The following is an 18,121-nucleotide window of genomic DNA, read 5'->3' as shown; positions in this document are numbered from 1 at the left end:
TTTAGCTACGGTTAAACCCGTAAAATATTGGACTATAATTCCTACATTTACAAAATATGAGCACTCTACTAACAGTAAATAATCTTTCAATTTCTTTTATTAATAATAAAAAGGAGAATGAAATTATTCATGGTATTACCTACCAACTAAATGCTAATGAAATTTTAGGAATTGTTGGAGAATCTGGTTCTGGAAAATCCGTTTCTACTGCTGCAATATTAGGGTTACTACCTAAAAAGATTTCTAAAATAACTTCTGGAAGTATTATTTTTCAAGGTGAAGATTTAACCAAAATAACAGCTAAAGCATTTCAAAAAATAAGAGGAAAGAAAATTGGTATGATTTTTCAAGAACCAATGAGTGCTTTAAATCCTTCTATGACTTGCGGCAAACAAGTTGAAGAAATTTTAAATCTACATACAACCTTATCAAAAAAAGAAATTACAAACCAAACTCTTTTGTTATTTAGTAAGGTAAAATTGCCAAATCCAGATCGTGTATTTAAAGCTTATCCTCATGAAATTTCTGGAGGACAAAAACAACGTGTAATGATTGCAATGGCTATTGCATGTAAACCACAAATTTTAATTGCAGATGAACCTACCACAGCGCTAGACGTTACTGTACAGAATGAGATAATATCTTTACTAAAAGAACTGCAAGAAGAAACTAAAATGAGTATTCTGTTTATAACTCACGATTTATCATTAATCTCACAAATTGCAAATCGTGTTTTAGTGATGTATAAAGGAAATATTGTTGAGCAAAATACGGTTTCCAATATTTTTAAAAATCCAGAGCATAAATACACTAAAGCTTTAATTAATTCTAGACCATCATTAAATACTAGACTAAAAACATTACCTACTATTAGGGATGTTATGAATAATAGTGTCGATTCCCAAATAATAACTGCAGGTATGCGGGCAGAACAACATAGTAAAATATACAGTAATGAGCCTTTACTTGAGGTTAAAAATTTAGAAAAGGAATACGTTGGGAAAGCTGGTTTATTTTCTAAAGCTGAAAAATTTAAGGCAGTAAATAATATCAGTTTTAATTTATATGAAGGTGAAACACTAGGTTTAGTAGGAGAATCTGGTTGTGGAAAATCTACATTAGGAAATGCTATTTTATTGTTAGACAGGCCAACTGCCGGATCTATATTATTTAAAGGAAAAGATATTACAACTTTAAATACTAAAGAAGTAAAAACACTTAGAAAAGAAATACAAATAATATTTCAAGATCCATACTCTTCTCTAAATCCAAGACTAACTATTGGTGAAGCTATAATGGAACCCATGAAAGTTCATAAATTATTTACTACATATAGTAAAAGAAAAGAAAAAGCCATAGAGATATTAAACAGGGTTGGCTTAGATAATTCACATTTTAATAGATATCCACATGAATTTTCTGGTGGACAACGCCAACGTGTTGGCATAGCAAGAACTGTTGCCTTACAACCCAAATTAATTATATGTGATGAATCTGTATCTGCTTTAGATATTTCTGTTCAAGCACAGGTTTTAAATTTACTAAACGAATTAAAAGAGAAATTTGGATTTACTTATATCTTTATTTCTCATGATTTAGCTGTGGTTAAATATATGAGTGATCAATTATTGGTAATGAATAAAGGAAAAATAGAAGAGTTAGATGATGCCGATGTTATTTACAAGTCACCTAAAAAAGAGTATACTAAAAAACTAATTAACGCTATACCAAAAGGACTATAGCATAAATACTTTTTTTGTTAAATACATAATACTTGCAAAAAATTTAAAAGTATTTCTTATTTTTTTAAAACGTTTTATTAAAAATAAATCTGTATTCATAGGTAGGTAGTTTATGATAGATTTGGTACATTATTTAATAATAAACTGGGTGCGAAAAAAATAACAAAGTAGTTAAAGCTATGGTACATTTGAGTTTATTATTTAAGATAGGTTTGGGACTGCTAATATATAACAGATTTTAAATAAATCAGTTTAAAAGCATTAATATTCGACCAAATGCATTAAATTTTAACATTTTAGCGTGCTTTTAACTTTTTTTTAGCTTTTTTGTGGTTAAAACAGATGCTGTTGCATAATAGCTTCTACCGTAATTACTTCGTTTGTCTTCACCTAAACGTTTTGCTACTTGATTTGTCATTTTTATAACAAATACTTCTTCTGCATTTGGAAAAGAAAGGTCATGCCCATCTGCATCTATTTTTTTTCCTTTAGATTTAAAATCTTGTTTTCTTTTATGGTAATCTTCAGGATCATAAATTTCATTATAACAATGTATTAACTCATGAGATAATAAGGCTACTGGAGAATTGTAGCCTTTATTACTTCTAAACCATCTTTTTTTATGATTTTTTCTAAAAACTACACCATGTGTATCATAAAACAATATCGTGTTATGTGATGGGCTGTATGCGTTTCTATTACCTGGAATAATAGTAATATTGTTCTTTGTATCTGCTATTAACACATCAACTATATCAATTACTTTAGGTACTCCATTATCTATAAAACGTATTGTTAAGGTGCTTGTTTTTACTAAAAAATCTAAAGCTATTGTAGTGTTTCTAAGAAAACGATCTTTAATTTGTGTATAATCTCTATCTTCTAAATAATGATAATTAACATAGCTATTTGTTAATGTTCTTATTCGCATGAAATACTGCTTAAAAAGAGGCTATATATTCATTTCTGGAATATCTCCTTCAACAATTAAAGTGCCTTCTGTAGCTTGTTTAATTTCTTCTACTGTAACTCCTGGAGCGCGTTCTAAAAGTTTAAATCCTTTTTCTGTTACTTCTAAAACAGCGAGATTGGTTACTATTTTTTTTACACAACCAACACCCGTTAATGGTAATGAGCATTTTTTAAGTAGTTTTGATGCTCCTGCTCTATTTGTATGCATCATTGCTACAATAATATTTTCTGCACTTGCAACTAAATCCATAGCGCCACCCATACCTTTCACCATTTTTCCTGGTATTTTCCAGTTGGCAATATCTCCATTTTCTGCAACTTCCATGGCGCCTAAAATGGTTAAATGCACATGTTGACCACGAATCATAGAGAAACTCATAGCGCTATCAAAAAAACTAGCTCCTGGCAAAGTTGTTATGGTTTGTTTTCCGGCATTAATAATGTCGGCATCTTCTTCGCCATCAAAAGGAAATGGTCCCATACCAAGCACTCCATTTTCACTTTGAAATTCTACTTCTATATCGTCGCGTACATAATTTGCTACCAAGGTAGGAATTCCTATTCCTAAATTTACATAATAACTATCTTGTACTTCTTTTGCTATACGTTTAGCTATTCCTGTTTTGTCTAACATAATCTATATTGTTATTTCTGCAGAAGCAGAAATTTTAAAAAATTAATTTATAGTGCGTATGTCTTTCTTATTAAAGAAAAGAATACATTTATTCTCGTGTACGAACTGTTCTTTGCTCTATTCGTTTTTCATACTTTTCACCTTGAAAAATACGCTGTACAAATATGCCTGGAATATGAATTTGATTAGGATCTAATTCTCCTACAGGAACAAGTTCTTCAACCTCAGCTACGGTTATTGTAGCTGCTCCACACATTACAGGATTAAAGTTTCTTGCTGTGCCTTTAAATATTAAGTTTCCAGCTGCATCACCTTTCCAAGCTTTTACAAAAGCAAAATCGGCTTTAAAGGCATGTTCTAAAACATACATTTTACCATCAAACTCACGTGTTTCTTTACCTTCGGCAACTTCTGTTCCGTATCCTGCTGGCGTATAAATTGCTGGAAAACCAGCTTGTGCTGCACGACAACGCTCGGCTAATGTACCTTGTGGTATTAGTTCTACGTCTAATTCTCCAGATAGCATTTGGCGCTCGAACTCATCATTCTCACCAACGTAAGAGGATACCATTTTTTTTATTTGCTTTTGTTGTAATAATAAGCCTAAGCCAAAATCGTCTACTCCTGCATTATTAGAAATACAGGTTAAGCCTTTAATTCCGCTTTTAACTAAAGCTGCAATGGCGTTTTCTGGTATTCCAGATAAGCCAAAACCACCTAACATAAATGTCATGTTATCGCTTATTCCTTTTACAGCATCACTAACAGCGTTTACTTTTTTATTAATCATAACTATTTGTTTCTTTTGTGGCTTAAATTTATGAAATAAAAAATGTAGAAACGTATTTTGCATCATTTTTTGCGAAAAAGGCAAAAAACAAATAGTATTATTCTTTATCTATGAGTTTTTAAAACAGACTATTTTATCTACTTGCTACTATAAATTATAATTTATATGCCACTTTAAACATTATAATTCTTGGTAGTATAAAGGTTTTATTATCGCTAATTAGAAATTCTGAAAAACTATTATCTTGTTTAAACTGTGTATTAAATAAGTTGGTTGCGTTAATCTCGAATCCCCAAGGACTATCTTCTTTTTGATAAAATAATGATGCGTTGGCATTATCGAAACTATTATTAATATTTAGACTTTTGTTTTGATAGTTATCTAAATTATAGTCGGCTTTAAAGATAAAATCGTTTAAAAAATCGTATTCTAAATTTACAAAAAAAGCATTGTTTTCAAATTTTGAAATACTACCTCTTGAACGGTAGCTATTAAAGTCTTTTTTGTAACCAATTTCTACATTTGGATGCTTTTTAAATGATGTTTCTGCGCTTAGGGTTCCTGAAATATTTTTTGATATGTTTTTATTGATTTCGGTATTTACAATTTGAAAAAAATCGCGATAATTATAGCGCATTCTTAACTTGTACTTTATCTTATTAATTTTTTTAGCAATACTTCCATTTATATTCCAACTGTGTTCTGGTTGTTCGAATAAAATTTGTGTGTTAAACTGATTAATACCATCTAACTGTGTCACGTTTTTATAATCTTTTACTTTTTTATTAAAGCTTGTGCTTAAGTTTATATTTAGGTTTTTAAATAAACTAAATTTATAGTAACTTAAACTTGCTGTATGATACAACGTATTATCTAGTTCTGGATTGCCTTTAAACACGCTGTTAAAACTAGATAGTATAAAGTTATTTACTAAGCGATTTACTGTTGGGAATCGTGCGTTTAATTTGTATTTAAAATTAATTTTTTCGCTTGTATTAAATTCGGTTTTAATAGTTAGTTGCGGTAATGCTAAGGCTTTGTTTTTACTAATTTGAGAATTAGGTTGATTGACTTGCCAGTTATAAAAATGATAATATAACGCTGGTTTAAATGTTGTGATTCCAGTTTGAAATTTATATTCTAAACCTACAAAAGTGTCAATAAAGTTATAGTTTAAGTTATTACTAAAGCCAGCGGTGTTAAAATTATTAATATTACCATTGCTTAGTTGCTGTAAGTCTTGATTATAAAAACTATTAAAAGCCGCATTTACGCCTAAACTTGTATATAAGTGGTTAAAATTATTAACTACCCAATAGTCTTTAATAATGGCATTAGCGTTGTGAGAGTTTACTTTTTTTGTTTGCTGAATATTATATAAGACTTCGGTTTGCAAAGGAATTAAACCTTGTAAAATTTCTTGATTAGTTAACCAATTTGTTAATGGTTTGTCGTTTTGATATGTGTAAGTTGCTTCTAGCGTTCCTGTATGATTATTAGATAGTTTTCTGCTGTAACTTACGTTTTGCTTTAAGTTTATGCCTGTTACATCTGTAAGTGTGTTTATAGTATTATTTTGGTTAATACTATTAGTGATTATTAACCCATTACTATTGTTATTAGTTACTTTTACAAAACTATTGTAAGCAAAATCTTCTTCAAAACTAGGATTATAATCTATAGTTACTTTTCCTATGGTAAAAAAAGTATCTGTATTATTATTTCGTGTTCTATTTTCTGTAAAAGGTGAGCCAAAATTATATTGGTTAATGGTATTATTTTCTGTTTCTACTTTTGCTTTGCTGGTAATTACATAACCACTAATATCTGTAACCTCGTTTATGGCTTGCCTAATATTTAAAGCACCAAATTGGTTGGTATTACTTTTAAAATCTTGGTTTGCTAAATACTTTGCAAAATCACTATTAAATAAGTTAAAATAACTACCAGCGTCATTCATTAACTTACCAAAACCGCCTTCAAACTCTAAATAATCTCTAAAGCTAAAACTTTTTGTTCCTGTATTATTTAAATCGCCTATAAAGTTTACATTAGTTTTTGGGCTGTAATAAAATAAGTTTGGATGTATTACATACCGATCTTTAATACCTGCTCCAACCTCAACATCTCCAAAGGCAAAGTTTTTTTTTTCTTCTTTTAGTTTTATATTCATAGCAAGGTCTTCGCTGTCTTGTAAACCTTTAAGCATGGCAACATCATTGTAATTGTCTAAAACCTCTACCTTATCTACAGCATCGGCTGGAATATTGTTTACTGCTAATTTACTATTGCCTGTAAAAAAGGTTTTATCTTCTACTAATACTTTGGTTATTTTTTTGCCTTGTACAGTAACATTGCCTGCACGATCAACCTCAACACCTGGTAATTTTTTTAAAATGTCTTTTAGTTTGCGCTCTTCTCCTGTTGTAAATTTATCTACACTATAAATAGTGGTGTCTTTTTTTATAGTTATTGGTGGCATGTAGTTTAACGTCACCTCATCAAGTTGGTTGTTGCTTACTTGTAGTGTAAAGTTTTTGGTAAGGTTTTCTATTGTAGTTTTTACTGTTATTTCTTGTGGTAAATAGCCTAAATAGCTTACGGTTACTTTATATGTTTGGTTTTGTTCTAATTTTAATTGGTAGTCGCCATTGTCTTTGGTTATGGCAAAACGTAACTCGCTATCGCTTTCTGGTACTGCTAAGATATTAGCGTAATCTAAAGGAATACTTAAACTGTCTTGTACTTTGCCTGAAACGGTTATGTTTTGGGCGTTTAAAGAAAATCCTGCTAAGAATAGCAGGATTAGTATTTTATAATTTTTAAAACAGACAAACATTAGGACAGATAAATTAAAACTTATTTTTAAATGCTGAAATATACCTCTGATTAAACTCATCTGACGTAATCGTTTTTTTAACTTTTGGATATTTTATATATACATCATCTAATTTCTCGAAGGACTTAAAGGAATAAGTAATAGGACCTTGTTTAAGTTCTAGAATTAAACCAGGTAAAAAACCATACCCTAATGGACCGTATGACGCTGGAATTTCAGTAGTAAACCATGCAATTATGTTAAATTTATTTTCTTTTTTTGAATTACTATTAGTTATATTAAAACTCCCAATTGCTTTCATACAATTAAAGGCACCAATTTTTTTTTTAAAATGCTTTTGGATTTCCCAGTTAATAATCTCTTTATCTTCATTAATAAAAAAATTTTCTCCACTTACTGTCTTATGGCGAAATGATTTAATTGAGTCTTTATTTTGATAATAAACTCCATCAGAAATAATTTTTTTTGCCATTCCATAAGGCATTTCATAACCCTCAATGGGTAATGATTTAATAGCTTGAAATTTTGAATATTTTTTATTAAAAATAAGATTTAATTTAATGTTACTCGCTTGTTTTCTTACTTCATCAAAAAAATCAACAATTTGTTTTTTTGTATCGGTTTTATCTTTGTAAATATCTTCAATAGTGACATTGTATATTACTTTTCCAGAAGTTTGGGCAAAAGTATTTAAACTATTGCCCAAAATAAATACTATAAATATTATCTTTTTCATAATTTGATTAAACTATTACCAATCTGTACAATCAGCACCACCATTATCTTGTATTTCTTGCCAAGATGACCCAGTACATAAAGCATATGCTGCATTAGCGTAACAAGTGGCTGCACCTACAGAAAAACCATGATCTATCCATGTATCCATTTCATCAAAAGCAACTTCAACACAATCTGTTTTTTTTGTTGAATATTTTATATCATATGAAGTCATACTCATCAAAAATAAAGTTAAAGCAAATACACCGAAAAATCTCTTTAATTTTTTCATAATTTAAAAATGTTAAACCAGTTTTATAGTTTTTAACTGGTTGGTTAATAAAATTAAGCCGAGTTTAAAGCCGAAAAATGTAAAGCCGAAGTATTTTAAACAATAAAAGCCGCTATTGCTTAAAAACACTATTTTAAATTACTAAGGGAGATTAAAAAACTAGCGCTAGTTGAAAGATTAATCTTGACGTTTTTAGTAAACCTTTAATCGGCTTTGATTTAAATTTTTACCATCAACAATGTAAACCTAAAAAAAAAAAAATGAGCTATTTAAATTTTTATAAGCGTTTTTGTGTATTTCATCGAAAACAGACAATTTTGCGTACTTTTTATTACGGTAAAAACCGTAAATCAATAAAAAACAATGTTCTATGTAGTTATAAAGCTTGGTTTTTTGCTTTATAAAATTAAGAGAAACAAAAAAGCCACTCAATAATGAATGGCTTTTTTGTTTTTTTAATGAATTATTTTAAATTTTATAAAAAGTGAAGTTTTATAAATCTAATTCATCTGGAATCTCTTCGGTTGGCGTATCGTTATCACCATCTGGATTATCTTGCTGGTATTTATCGCAATCTACTTCAATAGATAAATCTTTAGGTTTTTCAAAGTTTCCTTTAGATACATTTAATGTTTCATCTTGATAACAACTTTTCATGTACATTCCCCAAATAGGTAATGCCATTGCTGCGCCTTGACCATAAGTTATACTTTTAAAATGTGCTGCTCTATCTTCTGCACCAACCCAAACACCTGTTACTAGGTTTGGCACCATTCCCATAAACCAACCATCACTTTGGTTTTGTGTGGTTCCTGTTTTTCCTGCTATTGGGTTTGTAAATTCATAAGGATAACCAGTTACAACTTCTCTGTAATCTGCACGCCATTTATCACGCCCTTTTCCTCTTAATCTTCCTCCAGATCCATATTGTGTTACACCTTCCATTAAATTTACTGTTACGTAAGCAGATTCTGCACTTAAAACATCTCTAGTTTCTGGTGTAAATTGATATAAAACGGTACCATTTTTATCTTCAATACGCTCAATCATAACAGGTTTTGTATATACACCTTGATTGGCAAATGCAGAATATGCTCCAACCATTTCATACACACTAATATCTGGTGTTCCTAAGGCTATTGATGGTACTTCTGGAATATCTGATGTAATCCCTAAATTTCTAGCTAATTTTGCTACTAGTTGCGGTGTAACTTTATTCATTAATCTAGCTGTTACAGTATTTATAGATCCTGCTAATGCTTCTTTTAATGTTTTTTCGCCACCGTAGTCACCTCCATCGTTACTTGGTGTCCATGGTTCTGGATTACCATATTTATTTGCTTCTATTGTTATTTGAGATAATGGTAATTTATCACACGGTGACATGTGCAATTGGTCTATTGCTGTTGCATATACAAATGGTTTAAAGGTAGAACCTACTTGGCGTTTTCCTTGTTTAACCATATCGTATTTAAAGTGCCTATAATTCATGCCACCAACCCATGCTTTTACGTGACCTGTTTGTGGATCCATACTCATCATTCCTGGACGTAAAAAGGATTTATAGTAGCGCATAGAATCTATTGGTTTCATGATAGTATCTACTTCTCCTGCTTTGCCATCTATCCATTTAAATACCGTCATTTTTGTTGGCACATTAAATGATGCTTCTATCTCTTTATTGCTTTTTCCTTGATTTTTTAAAATTCTCCAACGTTCTCCACGACGCATTGCGTTTTTCATGAGTTTATCGATTTCGGCTTTATCTAAATCTAAAAAAGGAGCTGTTGGGTTTCTTTTTGGTGTGTTTTGATTAAAAAACTCTGCTTGAAGTCTTGGCATGTGTCTAGCTACAGCTTCTTCGGCATACTTTTGCATGCGAGAATCTAAGGTTACAAACACTTTTAAACCATCACTATTTATATTGTATTTTTCTCCGTCTGGTTTTCTATTGGCTTTATCTTTTGTCCAATCTTTCATCCAACTTCGTAAGTATTCTCTAAAGTAAGTTGCTGTTCCAGATGTATGAGATTGTGGCGTGAATTTTAAATCTAACTCGGTTTTTTGTAATGAGTCTTTTACTTTTTCATCTATAAATCCATATTTTTCCATTTGGTACAAGACTACGTTTCTTCGGTTTTTTACTCCTACAGGATTTCTTGATGGAATTGGATTGTAAAATGAAGAGTTTTTAAACATACCTACTAACATAGCAGATTCTTTAATGCTTAAATCTTTTGGTTCTTTATCAAAATAGATGTTTGAAGCAGAACGTATGCCGTCTCCATTATTTCCAAAATCGTAGATATTGAAATATTGTGCTATTATTTCTTCTTTTGTGTATTGGCGTTCTAAACGTATAGCAATAATCCATTCTTTTGCTTTTTGAATAACTCTTTCTACTATGTTTTTTGAACCTTCGCCATGAAATAATTGTTTTGCTAATTGTTGTGATATAGTACTTGCTCCTCCACCAGAGCCTAATTTTACAATAGCACGCAATGTGCCTCGGCCATCTATACCAGAATGTTCGTGAAAACGTGCATCTTCGGTTGCTATTAAAGCATCTACTAAATGTTTAGATAACTCATTATAACCAACAGGTGTTCTATTGTCGTTAAAATAGAATTTTGCTAATGTTTTACCATCGCTAGAAATAATTTCTGTTGCTAAATTTGTTTTAGGGTTTTCTAATTGAGTGTGATCTGGCATTTCACCAAATACGCTCCATGAAGCTAATAGAAATAGTAGTGCTATTGCCGCTATTCCAGATAAAAAGAGTATCCAAAACCAGCGAATGTATTTTTCGAAGCTTTGAGGTTCTTGTGTTTGTTTGGTTTTGCTTTTTGCTTTTGCCATTTAAATAAGTACTAATGTATTTAAAGTTATTTTACGTCTTCAATTCTAAAACCTACATCGGTTATACCTTCTAGATTAGTAACGCCATTAATGTCTCCATTATTACGCATTGCTTGTTTTATATTTACTGTATAAGTACCTGTTTCACTAAACACTACGTTCTCTTTGTACCACAGTTTATTTTCTTTTACACTGGTTAAACCTGTACCTAACAACTCTCCATTTGGTTTTGCCATTCTATACTCTAAAGTATCACGAATTACTTTTCCTTTAGGAAAATTCATTTCTACAATTAAAAATAAATTACTGTACTTATATTCTTTTGTATTTCTAAGATTTACAAATAAATTATAAGGTTTTGTTGAGTCTGGTACTTTTACATTAAAGCTTACAACTTCGTTTTTATTCCAAACGTTTGGCACTGCTTTATACTCATCGAAAACACTATTTGTATCGCAAGAAAATAACATTACTGCTATTAAAACACTTAAAACGGCAACTTTACTTTGCATTATTAGTTTTGTTTTGTGGTCTTGGTTTTCTGTTTTTTCTTTTTTGAGGTTTATTTGCAGCCGGTTGTTTTTTATTTTGAGGCTGTGTTTTAGCCTTATTTTTATTTCTATTATTGCGGCTCTTATTATTTCTACGTTTTTTATTGCCTTTTGGACTATCGAAACGCGTTAAACTGTCTTGACCTACAACATTCTCGAAGGCTACTTTAGATTCTTCAATTAAATCTGAAGCATATTCTTCTAAGCTTGCTACTTTTTCTTTTTTCTTATTTAACTCTATTATTTCTCTGGCTTGGTCTGTTGTTATTTTATGCCAGTTCATCCATTCGCCCTCATATGCATACCACATGTGACCTTTAAATATATCGGTTTTTTGGCATACTGCGGTACCTTTTTCTGTATATAACTTGGTATCGTTTTTTGGAAATGCTTTTAAGGCATCCATATAAGAATCAAGTTCATAATTTAAACAGCATTTTAACTTACCACATTGTCCTGCAAGCTTTTGCGGATTTAAGGATAGCTGTTGGTATCTTGCTGCACTTGTACTTACCGATCTAAAATCTGTTAACCAAGTTGAGCAACACAACTCTCTACCACAAGAACCTATACCACCAAGTCTTGAGGCTTCTTGCCTAAACCCAACTTGTTTCATTTCTATTCTTGTTCTAAATTCTCGAGCAAATACTTTAATTAGTTCTCTAAAATCTACACGTTCTTCGGCTGTATAATAAAATGTTGCTTTGCTTGCGTCTCCTTGAAATTCAATATCGGAGATTTTCATTTGTAATTTTAGGTCTATAGCAAATTGTCTTGCTTTAACCTTCATTGGCTCTTCTTTATCACGAGCTTCACTCCAAATATCTATATCTCTTTGTGATGCTTTTCTATAAATTTTTAATACTTCGTCTGGTTTTGGCGCTATTTTTTTTCTTTTCATTTGCACTCTAACCAATTCTCCGGTTAGTGTAACCATACCAATATCATGCCCAGATTGTGCTTGTGTTGCAACAATCTCACCTATTGTAAGCGATAAATTTTCTGTGTTTTTATAGTAGTCTTTTCTTCCGTTTTTAAAACGAACCTCAACAAAATCGAAAGGTTTTTCTCCGTTAGGAACAGACATGTTAGATAGCCAATCGAAGACAGTGAGTTTATTACAACTGTCTGTACCACAGGTACCGTTATTTTTGCAGCCTTTAGGTTGGCCGTCTTTAGTTGAGCAACTTGCACAAGCCATATATGTAGATATATTGATTCTGAATGTTTTATGTTGTAGCTATAATGCTTTAGAAACACCAGAAGACGATTAATAATGTTTTATTTTTTTATTGAAGAAATTTTGCTTCGGCTAAAAATAAAATCTAACGGTAAAGATAAGATTATTTAGAAGACTGTGAAATATAAAAAAGCCTAAGATAATTTCTTAGGCTTTTTTTGTGTGATTATTTCTTTTTTAAGGTTTCAAATATATTACGCAAATCTTTTTTATATGGTAAGTGATCTGCTCTACCTTTTTTAAATATATCGTTGCTATTACCTTGTCCTTTTCTTAGTGCTTTTTGCTCTTCGTATGGTAAAGCATTAATTTCTTTACAAGTTGTAGAGCAGCAATTGTCCATCTCGGTTTTACACGTTTCACATTGTATAAATAGTAAGTGACAAGCTTCATTAGCACAATTTACGTGTGTATCGCATGGTTTGCCACATTGGTGACAATTAGCTATAACATGGTCACTAATTTTTTCGGCACGACGCTCATCGAAAACAAAGTTTTTTCCTAAAAATTTATTTTCAAGTTGCTCTTCTTTTACTTGCCTAGTATATTCTATAATACCACCTTCTAACTGGTATACATTTTTAAAACCTTTATGCTTAAAATATGCACTTGCTTTTTCGCAACGTATACCACCAGTGCAATACATTACTAGGTTTTTATCTTCTTTATGTTCTTTTAAATCGTCTTCAATAATATCTAAAGATTCACGAAAGGTATCAACATCTGGAGTTACAGCATTTTTAAAATGACCTATTTCGCTTTCGTAGTGATTTCTCATATCTACTAAAACGGTGTTTTCGTCTTCTATAAGTTGGTTAAATTTTTGTGCTGCTACATGCGTTCCTTTATTTGTAACATCAAAAGAATCATCCTCTAAACCATCTGCAACAATTTTGTTTCTAACTTTTACTTTAAGCTTTAAAAAAGACATGTTATCTTGCTCTACAGCGATATTTAACCTAATGTCTTTTAAAAACTCAATAGTATCTAAATGCGCTTTAAACTCGTTAAACCTATCGGCTGGTAAGGATAATTGTGCATTAATACCTTCGGTTGCAATGTAAATACGCCCTAAAACGTCTAATGCATCCCATGTTAAAAATAAATGGTCTCGTAATATTTGCGGATTGCCAATTTTCGCATATTGGTAGAAAGATAATGTTAAACGCTCTTTACCTGCGTTTTCTATTAACGCAGCTCTTTCTTTGGCACTTAGTTTATTGTACAGTTGCATGCTATACTAATTTTAAAAAGTTAAAGAATTTTTTTGCAAAGGTATTGTTTTATATCAACTTAACAAGTTTGAAGACATTTAGAGTGTTTATTGCTTTAAAATAAATATAAAAAAAAGTCCTTTGTACTTTACAAAGGACTTTTAATAGACTAACTCGTTATTAATTTTTTTTATTTCTAAAAAAACTAAACGAGTTAACCTCCATCGGCTTTACAGCTGCTGTTTATTAAAACAGAGACTGAAACGCCTAATGCTTTTGATGTTAATATTTTTTTTAAAAATCTCATGCTAATAACACTTTAATTTGAACATGATTTATAAAAAAAGCGGATTTAATTTTTCTTTTTCATAGCTAAAATTTCCCCTCTTTATTACTTAGATGTCAATTTGTTTAAAAGGTTGCGTGAGAAAATAAAAAAAAGTGAAAAAAAGTAGTATTTTAGCACGACGAATAGAAAAAAAGAAGACTATGAGCAATGAAAAAGACGCCAAATTAAAGGCATTAAAGCTTACCTTAGACAAACTAGATAAAGCTTACGGAAAAGGGACAGTAATGAAAATGAGTGATGCTGCTGTTGTAGATGTAGAAGCGATTCCTTCTGGTTCATTAGGTTTAGATATTGCTTTAGGTGTTGGTGGTTATCCAAGAGGTAGAGTAATAGAAATATATGGTCCAGAATCATCTGGTAAAACAACATTAACATTACATGCTATTGCCGAAGCGCAAAAAGCTGGAGGTATTGCTGCATTTATTGATGCCGAGCATGCTTTTGATCGTTTTTATGCAGAAAAGTTAGGCGTAGATATAGACAATTTAATTATTTCTCAACCAGATAATGGTGAGCAAGCATTAGAAATTGCAGATAATTTAATTCGTTCTGGAGCTATTGATATTGTTGTAGTTGACTCGGTTGCTGCATTAACACCTAAAAGTGAAATTGAAGGTGAAATGGGAGACAGTAAAATGGGACTTCATGCACGATTAATGTCTCAAGCACTAAGAAAACTTACAGCTTCTATTAGTAAAACCAATTGTACGGTAATATTTATTAACCAATTACGTGAAAAAATTGGCGTAATGTTTGGAAACCCAGAAACTACAACTGGTGGTAATGCTCTAAAATTTTACGCTTCGGTACGTTTAGATATTAGAAGATCTACACAAATAAAAAGTACAGATGGTGAAGTAAGAGGAAATAAAACCAGAGTTAAAGTTGTTAAAAACAAAGTTGCTCCACCATTTAAATTAGCAGAGTTTGACATTATGTACGGCGAAGGTGTTAGTAAAGTAGGAGAAATTTTAGATGTAGCAGTAGAAAAAGAAATTGTGAAGAAAAGCGGTTCTTGGTTTAGCTACGAAGACACGAAATTAGGGCAAGGTAGAGACGCTGTAAAAGCCATTATAAAGGACAATCCAGAATTGTTTGATGAGCTTGAACAAAAAATTAAAAAAGCCATTAAAGAAGATTTATAATCTTTATTATAATTATATAAAATCCCGATCTATTCGGGATTTTTTTGTTTTTATACGCAACCTTTTTATCTTTTTACCATCTAAGGTGTATAATACACGTATATATATTTTAATAAATGATTAAAAAAATTCTAATTTGTCTTATCGCCCTAATTGCATTTTCATGTGATATTAGCGACGATACACCAAATACATATCAAGAGCTGTTACCTATAGAAAGTGCTATAGTACCAGAAGAATTTCAGGTTGGCGTAACCTACGAAATAAACTTAACTTATATAAAACCTACAACTTGTCATTCGTTTAAAACACTTTATTATTTAAAAAACGGTAATGAAAGAACTGTTGCAATAATTAGTGCTATAGTAGATACTAATGATTGTAGCGAATTAAATACTGAAGAAGAGGTTTCGTTCGATTTTTTACCTACAGAGTTAGGCTCTTATGTTTTTAAATTTTGGCAAGGAACAGATGAAAATGCACAAGATGAATATTTAACAATTGAAGTACCTGTTGTAGAATAAATAAACTAATACGTGATATAAATTTGAGTTTAGATCAACTCATATATAACTGTAAGAAAAATAATACTAAAGCACAAAGTGAACTATATAAACTCTTTTCGGGTAAACTGTTTTCTCTATGCTTAAAGTATTCACGTAACTATGCCGAAGCCGAAGATAATTTACAAGACGCATTTGTTACCATATTTAAAAAAATAGATCAATATAAAAACAAAGGTTCTTTTGAAGGTTGGTTAAAAAGAATAACTATAAATACTGCATTACAGCGTTATCGACATGAAAATGTTTTTGAAATTATAAACGAAGAAAATATTGAAGACGAAGGCGTAGCAATAGAAAATAATGATGATGTCTCTTTAGATTATTTGTTAAAAATAATTCAAGAATTACCAGATCGTTATCGCCTAGTATTTAACCTTTATGTTCTAGATGGTTATTCGCATAATGATGTGGCAGAATTATTAAATATAACCACAGGAACCTCAAAATCTAATTTAGCTCGTGCTAGACAGATTTTAAAAACAAAAATTACAGACTATAAAATGGGACAACAGTCTCAATCTTTATAATTATGAGTGATAAAAAACATATAGATAGGCTTTTTCAAGAAAAGTTTAAAGACTTTGAAGTAAAACCCAAAGCCAATGTTTGGGCCAATATAGAAAGTGAAATTAAACAACCTAAACGTAAAACCACTTTAGTGCCATTATGGTTGCGCTATGCAAGTGTTGCGGCTTTATTATTGTTGTTTTTTGCAATTGGAAGTACCATTTATACCAACTCACCACAAACTAATACCGTTGTAGACACAAATACAGAAAACAACAAAACAACCACAAATAATAAAGCTACAACAAAAAACACTAATTTAAACAACACTCTTAACGGTACAAAAAACGGCACAACAAATAACACACCGCAACTTACACCAGGAAACAATACAACTGTTGCCACTACTACTTCCCAAAACAAACTATTAAATACTAACAGTAATAAAAAAACAAACAATTTAAATACAGCAAACACCTCAAACAACTTTAGAAATAAAGTCGCTAATAGTACAACACATAATAGTTCTGTTTTAAATAGAAATACTAAAAAAAATACAAATAATAGTTCTAATAATACGGTTGCTTCAAATAATAACCAGAATTTCACTAATCAATTTATAGCATCTGGAAATAAAGCAGAACAAGACACTTATAATCAATATTTAAACAAAGAAACAATTGCTAATAATACTATTACAGATAGAAGCGCCATAAATAAAGAGGCTAGTAATACTTATACAACTAAAGACAAAATATTGAAAAACGACGTTATAAATAATCCTTTAAAAGCATTAAAAAACACAAATGATGTTGTTGTAAACAATTCAGAAAACAACATAGAAGATACCACAGAAAAGCAAGACTCTACAAATACAATTGAAGATGCTATTGCAAAGGTTGAAAATCTTATTGAAAAAGAAGAAGAAACCCAAGTAAACAGGTGGAGTGTTAACGCTAATATTGCGCCTGTTTATTATAATACTTTAGGCAAAGGCTCTCATATAGATGAGCAATTTATAGACAATCCTAAAAACGGAGAAGTAAATACAAGTTACGGTGTAAAAGTAGGCTATAATGTTAACCAAAAACTTAAAGTACGTTCTGGTATTAACAAACTTAATTTAAGTTACGACACTGCAAATGTTATAGTTTATAATGCCGTATCAAACTCTCCAAATAACGCTGCTTTAAGGAATATAAACTTTGTGCCAGATTATCAAGGCCAAACGTTTTCGGTTTTAAGTACAGATAATTTAAATGTACTTCAAGTTAGTAATCTAGTAAATGATAATTTAAATGTAGCATTAAGTCAACGCATAAGCTACTATGAGGTTCCTTTAGAGTTAGAATATGCCGTAGTAAACAAAAAATTAGGTGTTAATGTTATTGGTGGCGCAAGTGCTTTTTTCTTGAGTGAAAATGAAGTCGTTTCAGAAATTGATAACCAAAAACGAAAGTTAGGAGAGGCGAACAATATTAATAATGTTAGTTACAGTGCAAATATAGGTTTAGGTATAGATTACAAATTTAGTAATACGTTTAAATTTAATTTAGAACCTACTTTCAAGTATCAAATGAATGCCTTTAGTGAAACTTCTGGCAATTTTAAACCATACATTATTGGTGTTTATACTGGTTTTAGTTATAAATTTTAAGTTTTAAGTTTTAAGTTTTTTAGTTGGTTATGCTTAAATCCGGTATT

16 protein-coding genes are annotated in these 18,121 nt (G+C 30.6%); 6 read left to right on the top strand and 10 right to left on the bottom strand.

Features of this window, described 5'->3' with window-relative positions; genetic code table 11:
* Positions 1–56: 56 nt before the first annotated feature.
* On the top strand, positions 57–1,742 hold the full coding sequence (locus tag BM549_RS03150) for an ABC transporter ATP-binding protein (RefSeq protein ID WP_290468931.1): 1,686 nt from the start codon (positions 57–59) through the stop codon (positions 1,740–1,742).
* Between the two features lie 307 nt (positions 1,743–2,049).
* Here BM549_RS03150 and BM549_RS03145 read toward each other — a convergent pair whose 3' ends face one another.
* From BM549_RS03145 to BM549_RS03105, 9 genes are all read right to left on the bottom strand, one after another.
* Positions 2,050–2,673, bottom strand: a complete 624-nt coding sequence (locus BM549_RS03145) for a hypothetical protein (protein WP_290468930.1) — start codon at positions 2,671–2,673, stop codon at positions 2,050–2,052.
* Between the two features lie 21 nt (positions 2,674–2,694).
* On the bottom strand, positions 2,695–3,348 hold the full coding sequence (locus BM549_RS03140; protein ID WP_290468929.1) for a 3-oxoacid CoA-transferase subunit B: 654 nt from the start codon (positions 3,346–3,348) through the stop codon (positions 2,695–2,697).
* Between the two features lie 88 nt (positions 3,349–3,436).
* Positions 3,437–4,138, bottom strand: coding sequence for a CoA transferase subunit A (locus BM549_RS03135; RefSeq protein ID WP_290468928.1), 702 nt, complete (start codon positions 4,136–4,138; stop codon positions 3,437–3,439).
* Between the two features lie 154 nt (positions 4,139–4,292).
* Entirely contained in the window at positions 4,293–7,037 is a 2,745-nt protein-coding gene (locus BM549_RS03130) for a TonB-dependent receptor (RefSeq protein WP_290468927.1), read from the bottom strand.
* A complete protein-coding gene (locus BM549_RS03125; protein ID WP_290468926.1) occupies positions 6,991–7,713 on the bottom strand; it encodes a GLPGLI family protein in 723 nt (240 codons plus the stop codon). The genes BM549_RS03130 and BM549_RS03125 overlap by 47 nt, the downstream gene beginning before the upstream one ends.
* A 15-nt stretch (positions 7,714–7,728) precedes the next feature.
* Positions 7,729–7,935 carry a hypothetical protein gene (locus BM549_RS03120; protein WP_290468925.1) on the bottom strand — a complete coding sequence of 69 codons (207 nt, stop codon included), beginning with the start codon at positions 7,933–7,935 and terminating at the stop codon, positions 7,729–7,731.
* Positions 7,936–8,478: 543 nt separating this feature from the next.
* A complete protein-coding gene (locus BM549_RS03115; RefSeq protein ID WP_290468924.1) occupies positions 8,479–10,845 on the bottom strand; it encodes a transglycosylase domain-containing protein in 2,367 nt (788 codons plus the stop codon).
* Positions 10,846–10,871: 26 nt separating this feature from the next.
* Positions 10,872–11,357 carry a gliding motility lipoprotein GldH gene (locus BM549_RS03110; protein ID WP_013869721.1) on the bottom strand — a complete coding sequence of 162 codons (486 nt, stop codon included), beginning with the start codon at positions 11,355–11,357 and terminating at the stop codon, positions 10,872–10,874.
* Complete coding sequence (locus tag BM549_RS03105; protein WP_237701010.1) at positions 11,347–12,483, bottom strand: regulatory iron-sulfur-containing complex subunit RicT; 1,137 nt, start codon at positions 12,481–12,483, stop codon at positions 11,347–11,349. The genes BM549_RS03110 and BM549_RS03105 overlap by 11 nt, the downstream gene beginning before the upstream one ends.
* A gap of 22 nt (positions 12,484–12,505) precedes the next feature.
* Between BM549_RS03105 and BM549_RS03100 the strand changes: the two genes are divergently transcribed.
* Positions 12,506–12,670, top strand: coding sequence for a hypothetical protein (locus BM549_RS03100; protein ID WP_237701009.1), 165 nt, complete (start codon positions 12,506–12,508; stop codon positions 12,668–12,670).
* A 132-nt stretch (positions 12,671–12,802) separates the two neighbouring features.
* Here BM549_RS03100 and BM549_RS03095 read toward each other — a convergent pair whose 3' ends face one another.
* The gene (locus BM549_RS03095) at positions 12,803–13,870 is read right to left on the bottom strand and encodes a rhodanese-related sulfurtransferase (RefSeq protein ID WP_290468923.1); all 1,068 of its coding nucleotides are present in this window, start codon (positions 13,868–13,870) and stop codon (positions 12,803–12,805) included.
* A 469-nt stretch (positions 13,871–14,339) separates the two neighbouring features.
* Here BM549_RS03095 and recA point away from each other — a divergent pair, with 469 nt between their 5' ends.
* The 4 genes from recA to BM549_RS03075 all read left to right on the top strand — a co-directional run bounded on the left by recA (position 14,340) and on the right by BM549_RS03075 (position 18,074).
* On the top strand, positions 14,340–15,344 hold the full coding sequence (gene recA, locus BM549_RS03090; protein ID WP_013869718.1) for a recombinase RecA: 1,005 nt from the start codon (positions 14,340–14,342) through the stop codon (positions 15,342–15,344).
* 116 nt (positions 15,345–15,460) lie between these two features.
* Positions 15,461–15,868, top strand: a complete 408-nt coding sequence (locus BM549_RS03085) for a hypothetical protein (RefSeq protein WP_290468922.1) — start codon at positions 15,461–15,463, stop codon at positions 15,866–15,868.
* 23 nt (positions 15,869–15,891) lie between these two features.
* Positions 15,892–16,437, top strand: a complete 546-nt coding sequence (locus BM549_RS03080; protein WP_290468921.1) for a sigma-70 family RNA polymerase sigma factor — start codon at positions 15,892–15,894, stop codon at positions 16,435–16,437.
* 2 nt (positions 16,438–16,439) lie between these two features.
* Positions 16,440–18,074: a hypothetical protein gene (locus BM549_RS03075; RefSeq protein ID WP_290468920.1), complete on the top strand. Its 1,635-nt coding sequence runs from the start codon at positions 16,440–16,442 to the stop codon at positions 18,072–18,074.
* The last annotated feature ends 47 nt before the right edge of the window (positions 18,075–18,121 follow it).

The sequence above is a fragment of the Lacinutrix sp. MedPE-SW genome (assembly GCF_001874145.1).
In the GTDB taxonomy this organism is placed as follows: Bacteria; Bacteroidota; Bacteroidia; order Flavobacteriales; family Flavobacteriaceae; genus Lacinutrix.
This window is presented reverse-complemented; position numbering and strand designations above follow the sequence as displayed.